Annotated in this window: 17 protein-coding genes, 2 tRNA genes and 1 pseudogene; 10 read left to right on the top strand and 10 right to left on the bottom strand. The window is 65.3% G+C overall.

Annotated features, from left to right (window positions below):
- Window positions 1–245: 245 nt before the first annotated feature.
- The 6 genes from rsmG to rpmH all read right to left on the bottom strand — a co-directional run bounded on the left by rsmG (window position 246) and on the right by rpmH (window position 3530).
- Entirely contained in the window at window positions 246–914 is a 669-nt protein-coding gene (gene rsmG, locus H9634_RS02325; protein ID WP_191725208.1) for a 16S rRNA (guanine(527)-N(7))-methyltransferase RsmG, read from the bottom strand.
- Window positions 915–926: 12 nt separating this feature from the next.
- Window positions 927–1520, bottom strand: a complete 594-nt coding sequence (locus H9634_RS02320; protein WP_175293534.1) for a Jag family protein — start codon at window positions 1518–1520, stop codon at window positions 927–929.
- Between the two features lie 9 nt (window positions 1521–1529).
- Window positions 1530–2486, bottom strand: a complete 957-nt coding sequence (yidC, locus tag H9634_RS02315; RefSeq protein ID WP_175293533.1) for a membrane protein insertase YidC — start codon at window positions 2484–2486, stop codon at window positions 1530–1532.
- Window positions 2487–2568: 82 nt separating this feature from the next.
- Window positions 2569–2952, bottom strand: coding sequence for a membrane protein insertion efficiency factor YidD (yidD, locus tag H9634_RS02310; RefSeq protein WP_191725207.1), 384 nt, complete (start codon window positions 2950–2952; stop codon window positions 2569–2571).
- Window positions 2936–3304: a ribonuclease P protein component gene (gene rnpA / locus H9634_RS02305; protein WP_318244989.1), complete on the bottom strand. Its 369-nt coding sequence runs from the start codon at window positions 3302–3304 to the stop codon at window positions 2936–2938. Before rnpA ends, yidD begins: the two co-directional genes overlap by 17 nt.
- Before the next feature lie 88 nt (window positions 3305–3392).
- A complete protein-coding gene (gene rpmH / locus H9634_RS02300) occupies window positions 3393–3530 on the bottom strand; it encodes a 50S ribosomal protein L34 (RefSeq protein WP_102162510.1) in 138 nt (45 codons plus the stop codon).
- 434 nt (window positions 3531–3964) lie between these two features.
- On the opposite strand from rpmH, the gene dnaA reads away from it, so the two are divergent.
- From dnaA to H9634_RS02250, 10 genes are all read left to right on the top strand, one after another.
- Window positions 3965–5497, top strand: a complete 1533-nt coding sequence (gene dnaA, locus H9634_RS02295) for a chromosomal replication initiator protein DnaA (protein WP_191725205.1) — start codon at window positions 3965–3967, stop codon at window positions 5495–5497.
- A gap of 611 nt (window positions 5498–6108) precedes the next feature.
- Window positions 6109–7230: a DNA polymerase III subunit beta gene (gene dnaN / locus H9634_RS02290; RefSeq protein WP_191725496.1), complete on the top strand. Its 1122-nt coding sequence runs from the start codon at window positions 6109–6111 to the stop codon at window positions 7228–7230.
- Window positions 7230–8378, top strand: coding sequence for a DNA replication/repair protein RecF (gene recF, locus H9634_RS02285; RefSeq protein ID WP_191725204.1), 1149 nt, complete (start codon window positions 7230–7232; stop codon window positions 8376–8378). The genes dnaN and recF overlap by 1 nt, the downstream gene beginning before the upstream one ends.
- Window positions 8365–8883: a DUF721 domain-containing protein gene (locus H9634_RS02280; protein ID WP_191725203.1), complete on the top strand. Its 519-nt coding sequence runs from the start codon at window positions 8365–8367 to the stop codon at window positions 8881–8883. Before recF ends, H9634_RS02280 begins: the two co-directional genes overlap by 14 nt.
- A gap of 13 nt (window positions 8884–8896) precedes the next feature.
- The gene (locus H9634_RS02275) at window positions 8897–9643 is read left to right on the top strand and encodes a M50 family metallopeptidase (RefSeq protein ID WP_191725202.1); all 747 of its coding nucleotides are present in this window, start codon (window positions 8897–8899) and stop codon (window positions 9641–9643) included.
- 178 nt (window positions 9644–9821) lie between these two features.
- Window positions 9822–11819 carry a DNA topoisomerase (ATP-hydrolyzing) subunit B gene (gyrB, locus tag H9634_RS02270; protein ID WP_191725201.1) on the top strand — a complete coding sequence of 666 codons (1998 nt, stop codon included), beginning with the start codon at window positions 9822–9824 and terminating at the stop codon, window positions 11817–11819.
- A 182-nt stretch (window positions 11820–12001) separates the two neighbouring features.
- Window positions 12002–14569 (top strand): DNA gyrase subunit A, encoded by a 2568-nt coding sequence (gene gyrA, locus H9634_RS02265; RefSeq protein ID WP_318244988.1) that lies wholly within the window; start codon window positions 12002–12004, stop codon window positions 14567–14569.
- Window positions 14566–15372, top strand: a complete 807-nt coding sequence (locus tag H9634_RS14405) for a DUF3566 domain-containing protein (protein ID WP_225210514.1) — start codon at window positions 14566–14568, stop codon at window positions 15370–15372. Before gyrA ends, H9634_RS14405 begins: the two co-directional genes overlap by 4 nt.
- Window positions 15373–15503: 131 nt before the next feature.
- A tRNA-Ile gene (locus tag H9634_RS02255) sits at window positions 15504–15577 on the top strand.
- A gap of 168 nt (window positions 15578–15745) precedes the next feature.
- Window positions 15746–15821 (top strand) — tRNA-Ala (locus H9634_RS02250).
- Between the two features lie 550 nt (window positions 15822–16371).
- Here the strand turns inward: H9634_RS02250 and H9634_RS02245 are convergent.
- The 4 genes and pseudogenes from H9634_RS02245 to erm form a co-directional block, all read right to left on the bottom strand.
- Window positions 16372–17370: pseudogene (locus H9634_RS02245) on the bottom strand (recombinase family protein); the annotation flags it as partial.
- A gap of 517 nt (window positions 17371–17887) precedes the next feature.
- Window positions 17888–18295, bottom strand: a complete 408-nt coding sequence (locus H9634_RS02240) for a helix-turn-helix domain-containing protein (RefSeq protein WP_191725199.1) — start codon at window positions 18293–18295, stop codon at window positions 17888–17890.
- A gap of 62 nt (window positions 18296–18357) precedes the next feature.
- Window positions 18358–18795, bottom strand: a complete 438-nt coding sequence (locus H9634_RS14970) for a helix-turn-helix transcriptional regulator (protein ID WP_061942726.1) — start codon at window positions 18793–18795, stop codon at window positions 18358–18360.
- On the bottom strand, window positions 18792–19610 hold the full coding sequence (gene erm, locus H9634_RS02230; protein WP_191725198.1) for a 23S ribosomal RNA methyltransferase Erm: 819 nt from the start codon (window positions 19608–19610) through the stop codon (window positions 18792–18794). The genes H9634_RS14970 and erm overlap by 4 nt, the downstream gene beginning before the upstream one ends.
- Between the last annotated feature and the right edge of the window lie 342 nt (window positions 19611–19952).

Below are 19952 nucleotides of genomic sequence, written 5' to 3'. Positions count from 1 at the left end.
CTCCGTTCATCAACAAGAGCCGACTGGCTCGCAAACCGTCTCTTAGTCTACCCAACAGAGGGGACATCAGCCGACGCGAACCACTCAAGTACCCGTGTGAGAGAGGAGTATCGCCGGTGATTTGTCACGAGTGCGCGCGCCTCACTCTCCCGTCGATGTTTCACGTGAAACGCAGCGCAGCCCCCGTTGCAAGCTGTCTGCGGGCCTCGACGGAGTTATTCGAATACTAATAGAACTGCAGACTGTCAGCGGCGCCGCAGCTCAAGTACCGTGGTTGGGATCTCGAGGGACTCAGCGCCAAGGGTATGCACCTTGGGCGGTGAGAGGCGATAGCGCTTGATGTGCTTGGCTGCCTTCTTGATCTCGGTCTCGTATGACTGACCCTTGATCGCAAGCAGTCGGCCGTCCGGGCCTAGCACCGGTGTGCACCATTCGATGAGAACCGGCAGCGACTTCACGGCTCGTGCCGTCGCGACGGTGAAGATCTCCGCGTCGACGAGCTCCTCGACGCGGGCACGCACGATCCTGACGTTCTCAAGCTGCAGGTCAGCAGCAACCATCTGCAGCCACTCAACACGCCGCTCCATCGCCTCAACGAGCACTAAGCGGGTCTTCGGTCGGGCAATAGCCAGAGGAATGCCCGGCAGCCCGGCGCCAGAGCCGATATCACCGACGACGTCGGTGTCCTCGAGGAGCTCGGCCATCACCGCACAGTTGAGGATATGCCGGCTCCACAGCCGAGGCAGCTCTCTGGGCCCGAGCAGGCCCCACTCAACTCCGGTGGTCGCCAGGTGGTCGGCGAAGCGACGTGCGAGATCGATGCGCGCACCGAAGATCTCGGCCGCCGCCTCGGGTTCGGACTCGATGCCCGCACGTTCCCTCGGGTTGCCAGTGGGGGAGTGGGTGCTGTCCATCAGCGCGGCAGCTCAGGCTGACTGGATGACGACACGGCGGCGATCGCCTTCGCCGGCGGACTCAGAGTACAGCCCGGCCTTGGCGACTTCGTCGTGCACGACCTTGCGTTCGAAGGAATTCATCGGCTGGCATTCGAAGGAGTCACCGGACTCCTTGACCTTCTCAATGCCCTTCCGCGCGATCTCCCGAACGTCTTCCTTGCGCTGGTCGCGGTAGCCGTCGATGTCGAGCATCAGCCATGAACGCTGGCCCGTCGCCGTCTGCACGGCGAGCCGGGTGAGTTCCTGCAGTGCTGAGAGCGTTCGGCCCTGCTTGCCGACCAGTGTCGACAGGTTGCTGTCGCCGTCTTCGCAGACGATGGCGACCTCTGCTCGGCTGTCAGCGACATCGATGTCGATGTCACCGTCGATATCGGCGATATCGAGCAGCTCCTCAAGGTAGTCGGCTGCGATCTCGCCTTCTTCTTCAAGCAGTTCCGCACGGGTCGGCTTGGTCTCCTCGACCTGTCCGTCGGCATTGTCGGCGGCGTTGTCGGTAGCAACGGACTGATCGGCATCCGTGGTGCTGCGTTCGTCAGCGGTGTTGACCATCGAGTCTTCAGACATGCGTCGGCTCTACCTCTTCCTCTTCTTCTTCTGGCGTGCCTTGCCGACCGGCTGCTTGCGCTGGCCGCCAGCAGGCTGGGGGTTCTCGGGTTCCTCACTGATCGGCTTCGAGCCCGGCAGCGGGGACTTGCCCTTCCGGGCGCGGCGCTCCATGAGCTCCTTCTCGGCACGCGAGCCGGGAGCCGGCATGTTGCGGATGACGATGAACTGCTGGACCATCGTCCAGGAGTTCGACACGAGCCAGTAGATGAGCACGCCGAGCGGGAAGTACACACCGCCGACGGCGAAGACCACGGGCATGATATAGAGCAGCATCTTCTGCTGCTGCATGAACGGGTTGTTCATGGCAGCTTCCGACATGTTCTTGCTCATCATCTGCTTCTGCGTGATGAACTGGGTCGCGCCCATGATGATGATGAGGATCGCGGTGAGGATCTTGACCGAGATGTCACCGGTGAGGAACGTCTCGGACAGCTGAACACCGAAGATGGTCGCGCGCTCGGCCTCCTGAGCCAGTGACTGGGTCAGTCCGCCGATCGGGTCGGTTTCACCCCGGGCGACCATCGGCATGTTGAAGATGACGCGGTACAGCGAGAAGAAGATCGGCAGCTGTGCCAGCAGCGGCAGGCAGGAAGCCCACGGATTGGTGCCGTGCTTCTTGAACAGGGCCATCTGCTCTTCAGCCATGGCCTGACGGGAGAACTGGTCCTTCTTGCCCTTGTACTTCGCCTGCAGGCGCTGCACATCCGGCTGCAGCAGCTGCATCTTGCGCTGGGACTTGATCTGATAGACGAAGAGAGGAATGAGGACCGCGCGCACGACCATCGTCATGCACGCAATCGACAGCACCCAGGTCCACCCGCTGTCCGAGGGCATGCCGAGCATCTCGAAGATCTGGTGGAAGATTGTCAGAATCCAGGCTATGACCCACTTCAGTGGCCATAGAACACTGTCAATCCAGTTCATTCATTCTCTCCTCGACCGCGGCCGATGCACGGTCTGCTGGTTCGGTATCTCGTATATTGTGCCACTATTGTGGCGCCGACCCTCAATCGCCTGATCGGCTGCGGTGCCGCTGCCGTCCAGCGGCTCTTCCCTTGTTCAGCAGCTCCGACTGCTGCTCCAGAACAGAGCCGGAGACGTAGTCGATTCCGCCGGGGGAGAAGGGGTTGCAGCGCAGCAGCCGCCAGATCGTCATGACCGTTCCGCGCACGGCTCCCTTCACCTCGAAAGCATCGAGTGCGTACTTCGAGCAGCTGGGGTAGTAGCGGCACACCTGCCCGTACAGCGGTGAGATCGCCAGCCGGTACAGCCGCATCCACCAGACGAAAGGCATCCGCGGGGCGATGCGCAGAAAGTACAGGATCCGCGCCCCGGTTCCCTCGGGTGCCGGCGGCAGGGAGGAGCGGGTGTGCTCAGCTGAGTGCTTCATTCCGAGCGCGCCTCTTCTCCCCGTTGGTCAGCCCGAGCCGGTCCATCCCCTTGGTCAGGGCGCGCTCCAGTGCGGCGAAGTCCGCCTCGGCCGCAGCCGGCAGCGCTCGGATGACGAGCAGTGTGCCGTCGTCGAGGTGGTGAAGACGCGGGCGCATCAACTCCCGGAGCCTGCGCTTGACTCGATTGCGGACCACAGCGTTGCCCACTGCCTTGGAAACGACGAAACCCACGCGCGGAGCGTGGGCGTCGTCAGAAGTCCGCAGGCAGTGGACGATCAGCTGACGGGATCCGGCCTTGGTGCCCGCACGGAAGACCGACCGAAACTCATCGGGCAGTCGCATACGGTTCACCGCAGGGAGCACCGGGTCCTCAGATCCCCGAACCCGAATCTGCGCATGCGCAGCAGTGTGGGTGCGGCAGGGTCGTCGACTGTGGCACTCAGGCCGAGAGGGCCTTGCGTCCCTTGCGGCGCCGGGCAGCCAGAACGGCGCGGCCGGCGCGGGTGCGCATGCGCAGGCGGAAGCCGTGCTTCTTCGAGCGCTTGCGGTTGTTGGGCTGGAAAGTGTGCTTGCTCACGAGTGTCTCCGTCTATCTGTTGTTGCTTTCAGCCGCCGCAGGAATGCGGGCGGTTCGCACGCAGCTGGTCTCAGCTCTTGCGAGCGCAGCTGGTGGTGACGCTCCTGCGCCGAGTGGCCAAACGGGGAAGTTCGCTCATCACAACTCAAGTGGGCCCGCAACACAGGACACTCAAGTCTACGAGCGCCAGACGGGCAGGGTCAAACTCGGCTGCACCGGGGGATGAACGGGACATTCCGGCGTCACACTGCGGTCAACCTGAATTCACATCGTGCCATGAACAAGCACGTCCACAACTCACAACGATGTATTTTCCACACGTTTCTCCACCGATGTGGATGATTCCGGCCCCTCTGTCGTTTTTTTCCACCGTCTGTGGAAAACTATGTGGAAGTGATGTCCCCTTGTTATCCACAGCTGAGGAGGGAGTGTTCATGCCCGAGAACACGGACACCGAGCACCTGTTGACCACCTGGCACACGGTGCTGGCGAATCTGCTGAACAACCCGACGATCACAGCCCAGCAGAAGGGCTTCCTGCAGCTGGCGGTGCCCAAGGCCATGGTCGGGGACAACCTCGTGGTCCTCTCAGTCCGTGACGACCTCACCCGCTCGACACTCGAGCGCAACCTGCGCGAGCCGCTGGCGGCAGAGTTCTCCTCCGTCCTCGGTCACGAGGTCAGCTTCGCCATTGCGATCGAACCTGACCTCGATCCGCCGCTGGCCACCCGCGAGAGCCCAGTCGACAGCCCGGCCGAGACCCCCGCTGCCGAACCCGCAGCACCGGCCACGACTGCTGCTCCGGCTGCCAGCGCACCCACCGCCTCGGGCACGGAGACCCCAGCGCCGACGACAGCCGAGATCGAGGATGCCGCGATCGAGGAAGTCCTCACGCCGGCACCGGAGGATCATGCCGGCGGCGTCAGCCAGCTGAACGAGAAGTACACCTTCGACACCTTCGTGATCGGCTCCTCGAACCGCTTCGCCCACGCTGCCGCCTTCGCGGTGGCCGAATCTCCGGCCAAGGCCTACAACCCGCTGTTCATCTACGGCGATTCGGGACTGGGCAAGACCCACCTGCTGCACGCGATCGGGCACTATGCCGCGCAGCTGTATCCCAACATCCGGGTCAAGTACGTCTCCAGCGAGGAGTTCGTCAACGACTTCATCAACACCATCGGCTCCTCGACCTCCGGTTCGCTGCGGCCGAAGTTCCAGCGCCGCTACCGCGAAGTCGACATCCTCATGATCGATGACATCCAGTTCCTGCAGGGCAAGGACGCCACCGTCGAGGAGTTCTTCCATACCTTCAATGCCCTGCACAACGAGCACAAACAGGTCGTCATCACCTCCGACCAGCCTCCGAAGATGCTCAAAGGCTTCGAGGAGCGGCTGCGCTCGCGCTTCGAATGGGGGCTGCTGACCGATGTGCAGCCGCCGGATCTCGAGACCCGGTTCGCGATTCTGCGCAACAAGTCGATCGCCGAGGGGCTGCAGGTCCCTGACAACGTCCTGGAGTACATCGCCTCACGCGTGTCCTCGAACATCCGCGAGCTCGAGGGGGCGCTGGTGCGGCTGACAGCCTTCGCCAATCTCAACGACCAGGAGATCGACATGTCCCTGGCCGAGACGGTGCTCAAGGACTACATCACCCATGAGGACACCCCGGAGATCACCGCGACCGACATCATGGGACAGACCGCAGCATACTTCGGGCTCACCCTCGAGGATCTGTGCGGCTCGAGCCGGTCGCGGACACTGACGACTGCCCGGCAGATCGCTATGTATCTGTGCCGTGAGCTCACCGATCTGTCGCTGCCGAAGATCGGCCAGGAGTTCGGCGGCCGTGACCACACGACTGTCATGCATGCGAACAAGAAGATCCGCACGCAGATGGCCGAGCGGCGCAATCTCTATACGCAGGTCACCGAGCTGACAAATCGCATCAAACAGCAGCATCGTCTTTGAAACGATACAGAACATGATCTTCACAGCTGTGGAAAACTCTGTGTGCAAAGGGGTTCACACCGGGGTGCGACCGGTGTACGATGCCGGCCCGTCGGTGGACGCGTGTGGAAGCACATCGGTGTGATTTACAGGGTGTGGAGCGACGCGTGTGGTTCGTCAACAGCTCATCCACCGCAGTGAATCGGGCGCTCGGCGCGTGAATGCTCGATGACACCGATGTGATTACACAGGATCCACAGGTGCTACTGACACGACTGCCTATTCATCCATCGAGCTTCCCGAGCGCACCGCTCATTGCTCGGCGGGCTGTGCATGAGCGAACGGCCCGGAAGGGGCATGACTCGACAAAGGTGTGACCCGGCAGAGGCGTGACCGGGCAGGGACGTGACATCCTCGCTGCCGCGTGACATGGTGCTTGTCACCGCAGCACTGACGAAGCTCCAGGTCAAGCACGATTTCGGGCTCCATGCAATTGCCCACGCCGATAGCCCGGTGTAAAGTTTCAGTGCGCTGTCGTGTCCACATCCAGGGCACGGCAGAAGCCCATTCACCACACCGGCCAGCACCCTCGATACCGCAGGAGAACCGTGAACACCGACGCAGCGCAACCCGTGAAGTTCAAAGTCGATCGCGACGTCCTGGCCGAGGCTGTCACCTGGGCGACCAAGAGCCTCCCGCAGCGTCCCGCGGTTCCCGTCCTCACCGGTATCCTCATCACCGCCGATGCCAGCGGCTCGGTGCAGCTGGCCGTCTTCGACTACGAGGTCTCCTCACGTGCTGAGATCGCCGCTGAGGTCGAATCCGCCGGCACGGTCCTCGTCTCCGGCCGGCTGCTGGCCGAGATCGCCAAGGCGCTGCCCAACCAGCCGGTGATCCTCGAACAGCAGGACAACAAAGTGTCGCTGACCTGCGGTTCGTCCCGCTTCGCGCTCATGACGATGCCCGTCGAGGAGTACCCGGCCCTGCCAGAGATCCCCGAGACCTCGGGCATGGTCGCCGCCAGCGACTTCCAGCACGCTGTCTCCCAGGCCACCATCGCCACCTCCAAGGACGACACGCTGCCGATCCTCACCTCGGTCCGGGTCGAAATCGAAGGCGAGACGATCACCCTGCTGGCCACCGACCGCTACCGCCTGGCCGTGCGCGAATTCACCTGGAACCCGCGCCGCCCGGACTTCTCGGCCACCGCCCTCGTCAGGGGCCGGACCCTCTCCGATGCCGCAAAGGCGATGGGCGGCGACGTCGAGATCGCGCTGGCCGAATCCGGCGGCAAGGAGATGCTCGCCTTCTCCGCCAACGGCAGGGTCACGACCTCGCTGCTAGTCGAGGGCGACTACCCTAAGGTCCGCTCGCTGTTCCCCAAAGAAGTCGCCATCACCGCGGTGTGTGAGACCGGAACGCTGCGTGAGGCCGTGCGCCGCGTCAGCCTCGTCGCCGAGCGCAACACCCCGATCAAGTTCGAGTTCGCCGACGGTGCGCTCACCCTGCGCGCCGGCGCCGGCGACGACGCCCAGGCCAGCGAATCGCTGCCGGTCGACATCAGCGGTGAGGACATCTCCACCGGCTTCAACCCGCACTTCATCGCAGAGGGCCTGGCCGCCATCGACAAGCCCTACGTCCGGTTCTCCATGACCGAACCGAAGAAGCCGGTCGTCATCTCCGGCCAGGACGAAGCCGACAGCGAACTCGACACCTCCTACCGCTACCTGCTCATGCCGGTCATGCGGTTCTGATGTGGGTTTCGAGACTTCTTCTCCGCGACTTCCGCTCCTACCCGCAGCTCAGCCTTGATCTGCAGCCGGGTGTGACGACCTTCGTTGCGCCCAACGGCTGGGGGAAGACGAATCTCGTCGAATCGATCGGCTACCTCGCCGCGCTGCGCTCCCACCGCGTGGCCGGCGACCAGCCGCTCGTGCGCAGCGGGGCCGAGCAGGCGACGATCTCCGCACTCGCCCACCGCGGCGCCCGCCAGGTCACCCTCGAGGTGACGATCAGATCCAAGGGTGCCAACCTTGCCCGCATCAACCGCTCACCGGTGCGCGCCCGCGATGTCCTCGGCCTCGTCCACGCCGTCGTTTTCGCCCCTGAGAACCTCGCCCTCGTCAAGGGCGATCCGGCCGAGCGCCGGCAGTACCTCGATGACCTGCTCATCGCCCGCCAGCCGCGCTTCGCCGGGGTCATCGCCGATCACCAGCGGGCCCTGCGCCAGCGCAACGCGCTGCTCAAGAGCCTGCGCTCGAACCGGGACCCCGGTCTGGAGGCCACACTCGACATCTGGGATGAGGCATTCGCCGAGGCCAACGCCCAGCTCGTGCTCGGCCGGCGGCAGCTGCTCGAAGAGCTGCGTGCGCCGGTCACCGCCGCCTTCGCCCACATCGCCTCCGGTGCCGCCGAGGCCCGCCAGCAGGTCGACCTCGACTACGTCTCCCGTCTCGACTACCGCGGCATTGACGATGCCCGCACCGCCGCCGAGGTGGTCGTCGCCGGGCTCGCGCAGCGGCGCCGGGTCGAGATCGAGCGCGGGCTCACCCTCGTCGGGGCTCAGCGCGATGACGTCGAACTGCTCATCGGGGGAGTGCCGGCCAAAGGGTACGCCTCACACGGAGAGTCCTGGTCCCTGGCCCTGGCCCTGCAGCTGGCCGGCTGGGAGCTGCTCAGCGGTGAGGACGGAGTGCCGGACGATCAGCCGGTGCTCGTGCTCGATGACGTCTTCGCCGAACTCGACGCCGATCGCCGCCGCCGGCTCGCCGAGCGGATCGACGGGGCCGAACAGGTGCTCATCACCGCCGCGGTCGCCGGTGACATTCCGGACAATCTCAGCGGGCGCATCGTCGACCTGCCCGCACACGTCGCCGAGGCGGGAGCCGATGAGCAGTCCTGAGCACCTCGTGCCCGTCGCCAGCCTGGAGGCCCTCGACCGGATCCGGCGGATGGCTGACTCCGAGTTCCGGCCGCTGTCGCGCGGGCCGCGCCGCAGCTTGGCCGGAATGCGGCGAGCCGAGATCGCCTACTCCTCCGCCCGGCCGGACCCGCGCGATCCGCAGCCCTTGGACTCGAGTCTCAAGGCGCTGGTGAAGACCCAGGGCTGGACGAACAACCTCGACGTCGGGGCAGTGCTCGGCCGCTGGCCGGAGCTCGTCGGCAAGAACGTCGCCGCCCACTGCACTCCGGAGAAGTTCGATCCGCCGGTGCTCGTCATCCGCGCGTCGTCGACGACGTGGGCGACTCAGCTGACGATCCTGCGCAGCCAGCTGCTCGATCGGTTCGAACGCGAACTCGGCCGCCGCATCATCGACGACATCGAGATCATCGGACCGGTGCAGCGCTCGTGGAAACACGGCAGACGCTCAGTCAGAGGTCGGGGTCCTCGAGACACCTACGGATAGACTCCACTGCGATATGCCTGTCACCATCCTCCTTGCCCAGCTGCGCAGCGGCGAGCTGCTCGAGCGGCTGACCGCCCACACCCCGCCGGCGCACGGCACCCTCGTCTTCCTGCTCATCGGCGCGATCATCGCCGCCGTGCTCGTCATTCCGCGCGCGATGTGGCGGATGACCGGCCTCATCGTCACCGTCGTCCACGAACTCGGGCACGGCTTCGCCGGACTCATGCTCGGCCGCAGATCACTGGCGATCCGCATCGCACCCGACCAATCCGGGCTCGCGCTCTCCCGCGGGACCGGCACCTCGGCGCCGTGGATGACCTTCTGGGGCTACCCGGCACCGGCACTCATCGGCTCGCTGCTCATCTTCGCCGCCCTGTTCGGCTATCCGGCCCCAGCCCTGGCGGCCGCGGCCGTGCTGCTCGTCATCTCGCTCGTCTTCATGCGGGGGTTCCTCGCGGTGGCCGTCACCGCACTGACCGCCGCACTCGCCGGCTTCCTGGTGTTCTGGGCAGCACCGGTGATCGCCTCCTATGCCGCACTCGGCGCCGGGCTCTTCCTGCTCCTCGGGGCGTGGAAGGCATTCGGCAACCTGCTCGCCGCCCACGCCCGCGGCGATCGCGGTCAGTCCGATGCCGCGCTCCTCGCCCGTGCCACTGGCGTGCCGGCCGGCGTGTGGATCGTGCTCATGCTCCTCACGATGGCCGGATTCACCGCCCTGAGCGCCTGGGGCGTGTGGCACCATCTCCAGGTGCTGGCCTGAACCGGAATCGCGAGTCCGCAGACCGCGTTGAGAGCCGCTGAGAGCCCCTGAGACGAGTCGGAGTACGTTTGCGGGCCTGAAAACATGGAAAAAGGCCGATTGCGGGCCGCGCAGGGCATGATCTCGCCGCGCGAGCAGGTAGAATGGACAGGGTTGTTCAACTGCGACAAGGAGACACATGGCTACTGAGGAGAACCGGGAATACGATGCCGGTGATATCACCGTTCTCGAAGGACTCGAAGCGGTTCGCAAACGGCCTGGCATGTACATCGGCTCCACCTCCGAACGCGGCCTGCACCACCTTGTCTACGAAATCGTCGACAACTCCGTCGACGAGGCACTGGCCGGATACTGCGACCACATCGAGGTCGTCATCCGCGCCGACGGCTCCGTTCAGGTCACCGACAACGGCCGCGGCATCCCGGTGGCCATGCACCCGACCGAGGGCATCCCGACGCTGCAGGTCGTGCTGACGATCCTGCACGCCGGCGGCAAGTTCGGCGGCGGCGGGTACGCCGTCTCCGGCGGTCTGCACGGGGTGGGCTCCTCTGTCGTCAACGCCCTGTCCGAACGCCTCGACGCCGAGGTCCACCGCGATGGCCATGTGTGGCGGCAGGACTACCGCCGCGGCGTGCCCACCGGTGAAGTCACCAAGGGCGAGCAGACCGACAGGACCGGCACCATCATCACCTTCTGGCCGGACCCGGAGATCTTCGACACCACCGAATTCACCTTCGAGGTGCTGCGCTCCCGGTTCCAGCAGATGGCCTTCCTCAACAAGGGCCTGAAGATCTCGCTGACCGATGAGCGAGCCGAGGAGATCGACGACGACGACGTCCAGCTCGAAGCCGAGGACACCGCCGAGGTCAAGCCGCGCAGCGTCACCTACCTGTACGAGAACGGACTGCTCGACTACGTCCAGCACCTGACGGCGACGAAGAAGACCGAAGTCGTCCACGACGACGTCATCGCCTTCGAAGCCGAGGACACCGAGCAGCAGATCGCGCTCGAGGTCGCCATGCAGTGGACCAGCTCGTACGCCGAATCCGTCCACACCTACGCCAACACCATCAACACGCATGAGGGCGGCACCCATGAGGAGGGCTTCCGCACCGCACTCACCAGCCTCATCAACGCCTACGCCCGCGAGCAGAAGCTGCTGCGGGAGAAGGACGCCAACCTCACCGGCGACGATGTGCGCGAGGGACTGACCGCCGTCGTGTCCGTCAAGCTCGGCGAGCCGCAGTTCGAAGGCCAGACGAAGACGAAGCTGGGCAACTCCGAAGCCAAGAGCTTTGTCCAGCGCATCGTCCGCGATGAGCTCGGCCACTGGCTCGAATCGAACCCGGCCCAGGCCAAGGAGGTCGTGCGCAAGGCGATCCAGGCCTCGCAGGCCCGGATGGCCGCCCGCAAGGCCCGCGAGGCCACCCGCCGCAAGGGCCTGCTCGAATCCTCCGGCATGCCCGGCAAGCTGCGCGACTGCCAGTCGAAGGACCCGACCGTCTCGGAGATCTTCATCGTCGAGGGCGACTCCGCCGGCGGTTCGGCGCTGCAGGGCCGTGACGCGATCCACCAGGCGATCCTGCCGATCCGCGGCAAGATCCTCAACGTCGAGAAGGCCCGCCTCGACCGCGCCCTGGGCAACCAGGAGGTGCAGTCGCTCATCACCGCCTTCGGCACCGGGATCGGCGAGGAGTTCGACCTCGACAAGCTGCGCTATCACAAGATCGTGCTGATGGCCGACGCCGATGTCGACGGCCAGCACATCGCCACGCTGCTGCTGACGCTCATCTTCCGCTACATGCGCCCGCTGGTCGAGCACGGCTACGTGTACCTGGCGACCCCGCCGCTGTACCGGATCAAGTGGTCGAACGCCGAACACGAATACGCCTACTCCGACCGGGAGCGCGACGCCCTGCTCACCGACGGCCGCGCCTCGGGCAAGCGGCTGCCGAAGGATCAGGCGATCCAGCGCTACAAGGGCCTGGGCGAGATGAACTACAGCGAACTGTGGGACACGACGATGAACCCGGACTACCGGCTGCTCAAGCAGGTCACCCTCGATGACGCGATGAAGGCCGATGAGATCTTCGCCGTGCTCATGGGTGAGGATGTCGAATCCCGCCGCCAGTTCATCCAGGAGAACGCCAAGGACGTCCGGTTCCTCGACATCTGATCCACCGGCCCGGCCTGCCGCCGGCCTCCCAGGCTCCCACCGCCTCGGGAGCGGAGCAGCAGGCCGGATGCCACCGAAGAGTTTCTGCACACGACTGACGAATACAAGAGGTAAACAGCCCCGTGGCCGATGACACTGACAACACCCAGCCAGGCGACCAGCAGCCCGAGGACGGCCCCGTGATCTCCCCGGAGACCGGCACCCCCGTCGCCGCCCGCGTCGAGAAGGTCGACCTCAATCTGGAGATGCAGCGCTCCTACCTCGACTACGCGATGAGCGTCATCGTCGGGCGTGCGCTGCCGGATGTGCGCGACGGCCTCAAGCCCGTCCACCGCCGCGTGCTCTACGCGATGTACGACGGCGGCTACCGGCCGGACCGGTCCTTCAACAAGTGCTCGCGCGTCGTCGGCGATGTCATGGGCCACTACCACCCGCACGGCGACACGGCGATCTACGATGCGCTCGTGCGCCTCGTGCAGCCGTGGTCGATGCGCTACCCGCTCATCGCCGGGCAGGGCAACTTCGGCTCCGCCGGCGACGACGGTGCCGCAGCCCCGCGATACACCGAGTGCCGGATGGCGCCGCTGGCCATGGAGATGGTCCGCGACATCGAAGAGGACACCGTCGACTTCCAGGACAACTACGACGGGCGCAACACCGAGCCGGTCTACCTGCCTGCCCGGTTCCCCAACCTGCTCGTCAACGGCTCGGCCGGCATCGCCGTTGGCATGGCGACGAACATCCCGCCGCACAATCTGCGCGAGGTCGCCAAGGCTGCCCAATGGCTGCTGGCCAACCCCGAGGCGGAGAAGGACGAAGCCCTCGAAGCGATCCTCGGCATCGTGCAGGGTCCCGACTTCCCCAACGGCGCGACCATCCTCGGCCGCAAGGGCATCGACGACGCCTACCGCACCGGCCGCGGGTCGATCACCCAGCGCGCCGTCGTCGAGGTCGAGGAGATCCAGGGACGGACCTGCCTCGTCGTCACGGAGCTGCCCTACCTCGTCAACCCCGACTCGCTGGCCACCAAGATCGCCTCCTACGTCAAGGACGGCAAGGTCGCCGGCATCGCCGACCTGCGTGATGAGTCCTCCGGCCGTGTCGGCCAGCGACTGGTCATCGTGCTCAAGCGCGACGCCGTGGCCAAGGTCGTGCTCAACAACCTGTACAAGCACACCTCGCTGCAGGAGAACTTCTCAGCCAATATGCTCGCCCTGGTCGACAATGTGCCGCGCACCCTGTCGATCGACGCGTTCCTGCGGCTGTGGGTCAAGCACCAGATCGACGTCATCGTCCGGCGCACGAAGTTCCGCCTGAAGAAGGCTGAGGAGCGCGCCCACATCCTGCGCGGCTACCTCAAGGCCCTCAACGCCCTCGACGAGGTCATCGCGCTCATCCGCCGCTCACCGTCGTCCGATGAGGCGCGCAGCGGACTGATGGAGCTGCTCGATGTCGACGAGATCCAGGCGAACGCGATCCTCGACCTGCAGCTGCGCCGGCTGGCCGCCCTCGAACGCCTCAAGATCGAAGAAGAGGCCAAGAAGATCGAGGAGCTCATCAAGGAGTACCACCACATCCTCGACACCCCGGCCCGGCAGCGCGAGATCGTCTCCGAGGAGCTGCAGGACATCGTCGACCGCTACGGCGATGACCGCCGCACCCGGATCCTCGCCGGCTTCGACGGCGATGTCTCGATGGAGGACCTCATCCCCGAGGAGGAGGTCGTCGTCACGATCACCCGCGGCGGGTACGCCAAGCGCACCCAGTCGGCGCTCTATCGCGCCCAGCATCGCGGCGGCAAGGGCATCACCGGTGCGCGGCTGCGCGGCGATGACGTCGTTGACCACTTCTTCGTCACTTCGACGCACAACTGGCTGCTGTTCTTCACCAACACCGGCCGGGTCTACCGTGCCAAGGCCTATGAGCTGCCCGAGGGATCCCGTGACGCCAAGGGCCAGCACGTGGCGAACCTGCTGGCGCTGCAGCCGGACGAGACGATCGCCCAGGTGCTGTCGATCCGCGACTACGACGAAGCCGAATACCTCGCACTGGCGACGAAGTCCGGCCTGGTGAAGAAGACCCGGCTGGTCGAATACGACTCCAACCGCACCGGCGGGGTCATCGCGATCAACCTGCGTGAGATCACCCCCGGTGTGCCCGATGAGCTCGTCTCCGCTCGCCTCGTCTCACCTGAGGACGATCTGCTGCTCGTCTCCCGGAAGGGCATGTCGATCCGGTTCAAGGCAAGCGATGAGTCGATCCGGCCGATCGGCCGTGCCACCTCGGGTGTCACCGGCATGAAGTTCAAGGACGACGATCAGCTGCTGACGATGGATGTCATGACTCCCGACAGCTACGTCTTCGTCGTCACCGAAGCCGGATTCGCCAAGCGCACCCCGATCGAGGAGTACCGGCTGCAGGGCCGCGGCGGCTTCGGCATCAAGGTCGCCAAGATCACCGAACAGCGCGGCGATCTGGTCGGCGGGCTCATCGTCTCCGACGGCGAGGAGGTGCTCGTCGTCATGGAGCGCGGTAAAGTGGTCCGGTCCTCGATCGACGAGGTGCCTGCCAAGGGACGCAATACTATGGGAGTAGTATTTGCGAAACCGGGAAAGAACGATCGCATCATCGCCGTCACCCGCGGCCCGGAGAAGGTCGTCGAGGACGAAGCCGAGACCCCGGTCGATGCTGAGGCCGAGGCGGCAGCCGAAGCCGCAGAGGTGGCGCGCGAGGATGAAGGACAAGCATGACTGACAGCGAACAGAAACCCGCCAAGGTGATCCGGGCATCCTCCGGCTCGACCCGCCTGTCTGCCAGCGGCAACGGCAACAGCTCCGAGACCTCCGCCTCGAACGCGGCGAAGACGACGACGAGCACTGCCGTCTCCAGCGGCAAGCACCCCGGCAGCGGGGAGGGCAAGCCGCGCAGCGTCAAGGCGGGCACCACCCGGCTCAAGGCCGGCTCCGGCACCGAGGCGGGCAGCAATCCCAGCGGGACCGCCGCCTCGGCAGTGGGCTCAGGACCGAACCAGACGACCGGATCGGGTCCGCGCGGCGCGGAAGCGTCGGGTTCCGGGCCCTCGGGCACTGCGCGCATCGCCGGCATCCGGGAGGAGCAGGCCGCTACGGCTGACGGCTCCGTGCGCGCCTCGGCGGGACCGGTGCGGATGAGCGGCAAGACGAAGAAGAAGGGCCCGCGCACCGTGCGGCTCACCGTCGCCACCGTGGACCCGTGGTCGGTCATGAAGATGTCGTTCCTGCTGTCGCTGGCGATCGGCATCGCCACGGTCATCGCAGCCCTCGTGCTGTGGCTCGTGCTGCAGGCCACCGGCACGCTCAGCGGCATCCAGTCGACGCTGACCGAGCTGGCCGGCACCGAGGGTGCCGACAAGGTCATCGGCATGTTCAGCCTCGGACGCGTGCTGTCCTTCGCCGTCATCCTCGCGCTGGTGAACATGGTGCTGATGACCGCGCTGTCGACGCTGTTCGCGTTCCTGTACAACATCGGATCGACGCTCGTCGGCGGCTTCCACCTCAAGCTCACCGACGACTGATCGGCAACCATCCTCAGCACAGGCCGGTGCGGCGCAGCGAGCGTCGCGCCGGCCCCTGCATTGCAGGTCAGAAGCCGATTTTGCACTGACCGGGGGCAGTGTGTATATTGGTTCCTCGGGTCATCCCACACGGGCCTATAGCTCAGGCGGTTAGAGCGCTTCGCTGATAACGAAGAGGTCAGAGGTTCAAGTCCTCTTAGGCCCACGCAATCATTCGAAACGGACATCGGGAGATGACGTGAAGAAGTGGTTGACGCTGACCGGCGTCCTCTCTGCTCTTGCAGGAGTGCTGGTGGTGTTCCGGGGCCACCGCCGCCGGCAGCACGAACAGTGGTCGTCCTACACTGACCAGGTGTAGAATAGACCCACCCTTGGGGGTATGGCGCAATTGGTAGCGCATCTGCTTTGCAAGCAGAGGGTTAGGGGTTCGAGTCCCCTTACCTCCACCAGATTGGATGTACTAGAACACCTGACATCGGTTGATGTTGGTGTGAGGGCGGCGAACGGCTCGTTGAGCTGGATCGCCGCTTTTTCGTCTTCGGTGATGAGGATGCGCTGGTAGAAGGCTTGGTTGGCGAGCCGTTTGCCGTGGTCGTCGGTGCGGGCATACATCTTGGCGCAGTCGGCGAGTAGTCGTAGGGCGGTGGCGAGGTGTTGGCGGGGGCTTTCGTGGTCGTGTCGTTCGGCTTCCAGCCGTTTGCTGACGTCGGCCAGGGCGATCCTGATCCGGTCTTGGTGCCGTTTCAACGTTGGTAGGTCGATGGCGTCGGCGAAGTGGGCTTCGAGGAGCTTGTCCGCTTCGGCTTCCAGCCGGTGCTTGCTGGTGGTGAGGTCGGTGATGGTCTGGGACCGTTCAGCCAGGCGCTCATCGAAGGCGGCCTCGACTCGCTGCGCGAGCTGTGCGTAGGTGGTCGGGGTGATGGCGATGTGTTGGTAGCAGTCGGTGACGAGTTGTTCGGCGATGCCGACGGGCACGGCCTTCCTCGTGCAGCGGGTGCGTTTGGTGGCTCGGCCGGTGCAGATGTAGTAGGCGTAGCGGATGCCTTGTTTGTTGCGGGCGTAGTCGAGCTGCAACCGGGCGTTGCAGGTGCCGCAGTACAGGGTGCCTTTGAGGTAGTGGTCGTGTTTGCGGCGGCGTTCTCCGGCGGTGACGCGGGTGTCCAGGAGGGTCTGGACCTGCAGCCAGGTCTCGGGGTCGACGATGGGTTCGTGGGCGCCGGGGTGGAGGGCGCCTTGGTAGCGGACCTGCCCGATGTAGTACGGGTTGCGCAAGAGTTTGAAAAACGTGGACCGCCCGACGGGTCCAGATGGTCGTTTCGGGGTGGGGACGGTGGTCAATCCTCGGGCGGTGGCTTCGGCGAGGAGGTCGGGGACGGTGTGTTCGCATTTGGCGTGGGTGTCGAACACCCAGCGGATGAGGGGTGCCCTGTCGGGGTCGATCTCGACGGTGCGGTACTCCCAGCCGTGCTCGTCCTTGCGTCGGATGTTGAGGTAGCCGATGGGTGCCCGGCTCGGGGTGCCGCCTGCGGCGACTTTTTGGGTCATGCCTTTGGTGACTTCGGCGGCGAGGTTGCGGGAGTAGAACTCCGCGATCGAGGACATGATGCCGTGCAGCAGCATGCCGGAGGGGGTTTCGTCGATGTTCTCGGTGGCGGAGACCAACTGGACGCCGGCGTCGATGAGGTGGCGGTGGATGTCGACGTCATCGAGCCGGTTGCGGGCCAGCCGATCGACCTTGTGCACGATGCAGTAGGTGACTTGATGGGTCGCGATGTAGGCGAGCATTCGTTGCAGCTCGGGCCGCTTCGCCGACCTGGCTGACTCGCCGGCGTCAACGAACTCAGCGACCACCTGGGCGCCGAGGGTTTCGGCTTTGCGGCGGTTCGCCTCTCGCTGGGCCGGGATGGAGAATCCTTCGTCATGCCCGCCGGTGGTGGCTTGTTCCTTGGTGGAGACTCGCTGGTAGGTCACCGCCGTCACCCGCCCCTCACCTGGCATGTTCAGGGTCTTCGTGTCGGCGGTGGTCGTCATGATCGGTGGTCCTCGTCGTCGGGCCTGCATCGGGTTCGGGCTGCGGGGTGTGGGCGTGGAGACAATCGTCCAGGTGCAGCACCAGCGCGACCAGCCGGTCCATGTCCGGCTTGCCCCGGGGCACGGGTTCGGCGATCAACCTGCGCCCGTTCGGTGTGGTGCGCGCATACCTCATGCCCCACAGGTGGGCACCTCACTCCCGAAAGGAAGCCGGTGGTGGTGACGGTTCCGGCAAATTTCCGGCACCGCTCGCTCCGCCGGAACATGGCGGGACGATGTCGGGTGGGGTGGTTCACGGCGGGGGAAAATTTCCCCCACCGTGCAACCCAACCCAAAGATGCACGATCCGTACAGCCTCGCAGCGGCCCCCGATACCGGGGTCCCACTGACGGTTCACTCTGCAGGTGCGCACCACGACCCCAAGAAGACCCCGTCGCGGTGGGCCTCCACTGATACTCCAGGTGAGGGGTACATGTCGAGCAGATCAGTCATGGATGAGCGGATCACCGTCCGATCTGCGCGTTTTCCGGTCATCGTCGGTGGCGGAAAGGGGTTGTCCGCACCACAAGCAACCGGTCAGGTCATCTGCCGTCTGTCGGGTCCGCTGCCGGTAATCGGCCCGATACGCGGTCGGGGTGACTCCCATGAGCTTGGCGAACTGCTCCGCCGCATGGCCTCGATTCCTCCACCCCACCCGGACCTCGATCTGATCGACCGTCATATCCGACTCCCGCAACAGCCGTGCCATCTCCCGCACCCGCAACCGAGCCAGCAGCATGATCGGCGGGACGCCGAACTGATTCACGAACAGGCCCCCGAGCCGTGACCGCGACAGGTGTGCATCCTGTGCGAGTTCGGCCAAGGTCCACCGGTGAGCGAGATCGGCCCGCATCCGAATGACCGTGTCACGGATCTCTGTCCTGGCAGGGCCGAGGCCAGAGCGCTCTGTGGCTGTCATCGGGGTAGCTCGCTTCGCTGTCCACAGCACGGGCATTTCAGGCTTGCTCGTTGGGTCGCGGTGAGTCGGTACGCGGATGGACTGACCCCGATGATGGCGGTGAACTGTCGTGCGGCGTGGCCGCGGCTGCGCCACCCGACCCGTGTCATGGCGACACCGATCGGAAGGTCGGTTTCGACCAGGAGCTCGGCCAGTCTGTGGGCTCGAACGTGAGCCAGGTACTGGATGGGCGGCATCCCGAAGCTTTGGCTGAAGGCCCTGCCCAGTTGTGACGTGGACAGGTGCACGAGGTCGGCAAGGTCACGAAGTCGCCAATCCCGTCCGGGGTCTTGAGCGAGGAGCCGTGCTGCATGGTGTGCGGCTGTCTCGGTCGGGCACGCATGGCTGGGGGTGGTCTCGTCAGGGCAGACTCGCCACGAGGGGTCGATGCTCATCGCCGCCGCCTTCCTGAGGACGACTGCGTGCGGCGGGACGGTGGCGAGGAGCCCGTGGTCTTGAACAAGTCCACCCATGCCTCGACGGGCAGGTCCTTCGGCAGTCCGGCAGCGGTCATACCGTGGCCCCTCAGCCATGCCTGTGCCGCCTGTGGTGAGCTGAGTGCGGTGGTGCGTGCGAGGATCTGGGCGAGCCCGCGGCCGGGACCGGTGTAGACGCGGTGGACCAAGGCGTGGAACTGGCGCCGCCGTGCCGGGGACACCAGCGGGTGTTCGCGGCGGTGAAGGGTGAGGATTCCGCCGTCGACTCCCGGACGTGGGGTGAACGCGCGGGCTGGAACACGACTGTGCAGCGTGAAGGTGAACCAGGGCGCCCATTGTGCGGTCATCATCGTGGCACCGCCAACTCCTGCTCTGCGCCGCGCGACTTCCCATTGCACGAGCACGATTGCATCGGTCCATGCGGGTGCGTGCAGGATGCGTCGCAGTATGGCTGTGGTCTGGTGAAATGGCAGGTTGCCGACGAGCACATGCGCAGACGTGGGAAGCCGGTAGGTCAGGAAGTCGTCGGCGACAACCTCCACGTGCGGTGGGAGTCGTTGGGTCAAGCGTCGGGCGAGTCGGGTGTCGATCTCGACGGCTGTCACCGGTCGCCCAAGCCGGGCTAGCGGGGTGGTGAGTGCTCCGTCACCGGGGCCGATCTCGATGATCGGGCCCTCGGTGGCAGCCACGAGCCGTGTGATCGTGGCAATGGTGGATGGGTCAGTCAGGAAGTTCTGGCCGTGCTCATGACGGCCACCTCGATAGGTAGACACTGTTTGCTCCGTGGTTGTTGCGGAGCCGGGCACGCTTAAGAGCCGCCCGGCCGTGACGCCGGGGGCGGGAGCAACAACCTGTGGAGGGTGCTCGCCGCCGTTAGCGGCTGCGCAGACGCAGCGAAGCAGTGCCGTAAACCAACATGCCAACCAGCTTAGGCGACCCCACCGCCACTCCGCGACTCCAATACCTCGTCCACACCCCAAGATGCGCAGATCCGTATCACCACCGGCCAGAACCAGCTCACAGGCCGTCCGCGCCCAACTGTCGCGCGTCAGACTTAGTGGCAGGGCCGTTATGTAGGTCCTGAAGGAGAGTCAGACATGGGTAGACCACCCTCG

The organism is Brevibacterium gallinarum (assembly GCF_014836885.1).
Classification (GTDB): domain Bacteria; phylum Actinomycetota; class Actinomycetes; order Actinomycetales; family Brevibacteriaceae; genus Brevibacterium; species Brevibacterium gallinarum.
The sequence above is the reverse complement of the archived record's forward strand: the minus strand, read 5'-3'. Positions and strand labels throughout refer to the sequence as shown.

Coding starts and splice junctions, on each gene's coding strand:
- H9634_RS02240 (WP_191725199.1), bottom strand. CDS start 18,295: ATGCGGGCCGATCTCGCTCACCGGTGGACCTTGGCCGAACTCGCACAG.
- recF (WP_191725204.1), top strand. CDS start 7,230: ATGTGGGTTTCGAGACTTCTTCTCCGCGACTTCCGCTCCTACCCGCAG.
- yidC (WP_175293533.1), bottom strand. CDS start 2,486: ATGAACTGGATTGACAGTGTTCTATGGCCACTGAAGTGGGTCATAGCC.
- gyrB (WP_191725201.1), top strand. CDS start 9,822: ATGGCTACTGAGGAGAACCGGGAATACGATGCCGGTGATATCACCGTT.
- dnaA (WP_191725205.1), top strand. CDS start 3,965: ATGCCCGAGAACACGGACACCGAGCACCTGTTGACCACCTGGCACACG.
- H9634_RS02320 (WP_175293534.1), bottom strand. CDS start 1,520: ATGTCTGAAGACTCGATGGTCAACACCGCTGACGAACGCAGCACCACG.
- H9634_RS14405 (WP_225210514.1), top strand. CDS start 14,566: ATGACTGACAGCGAACAGAAACCCGCCAAGGTGATCCGGGCATCCTCC.
- rsmG (WP_191725208.1), bottom strand. CDS start 914: ATGGACAGCACCCACTCCCCCACTGGCAACCCGAGGGAACGTGCGGGC.
- H9634_RS02275 (WP_191725202.1), top strand. CDS start 8,897: ATGCCTGTCACCATCCTCCTTGCCCAGCTGCGCAGCGGCGAGCTGCTC.
- yidD (WP_191725207.1), bottom strand. CDS start 2,952: ATGAAGCACTCAGCTGAGCACACCCGCTCCTCCCTGCCGCCGGCACCC.
- H9634_RS02280 (WP_191725203.1), top strand. CDS start 8,365: ATGAGCAGTCCTGAGCACCTCGTGCCCGTCGCCAGCCTGGAGGCCCTC.
- H9634_RS14970 (WP_061942726.1), bottom strand. CDS start 18,795: ATGAGCATCGACCCCTCGTGGCGAGTCTGCCCTGACGAGACCACCCCC.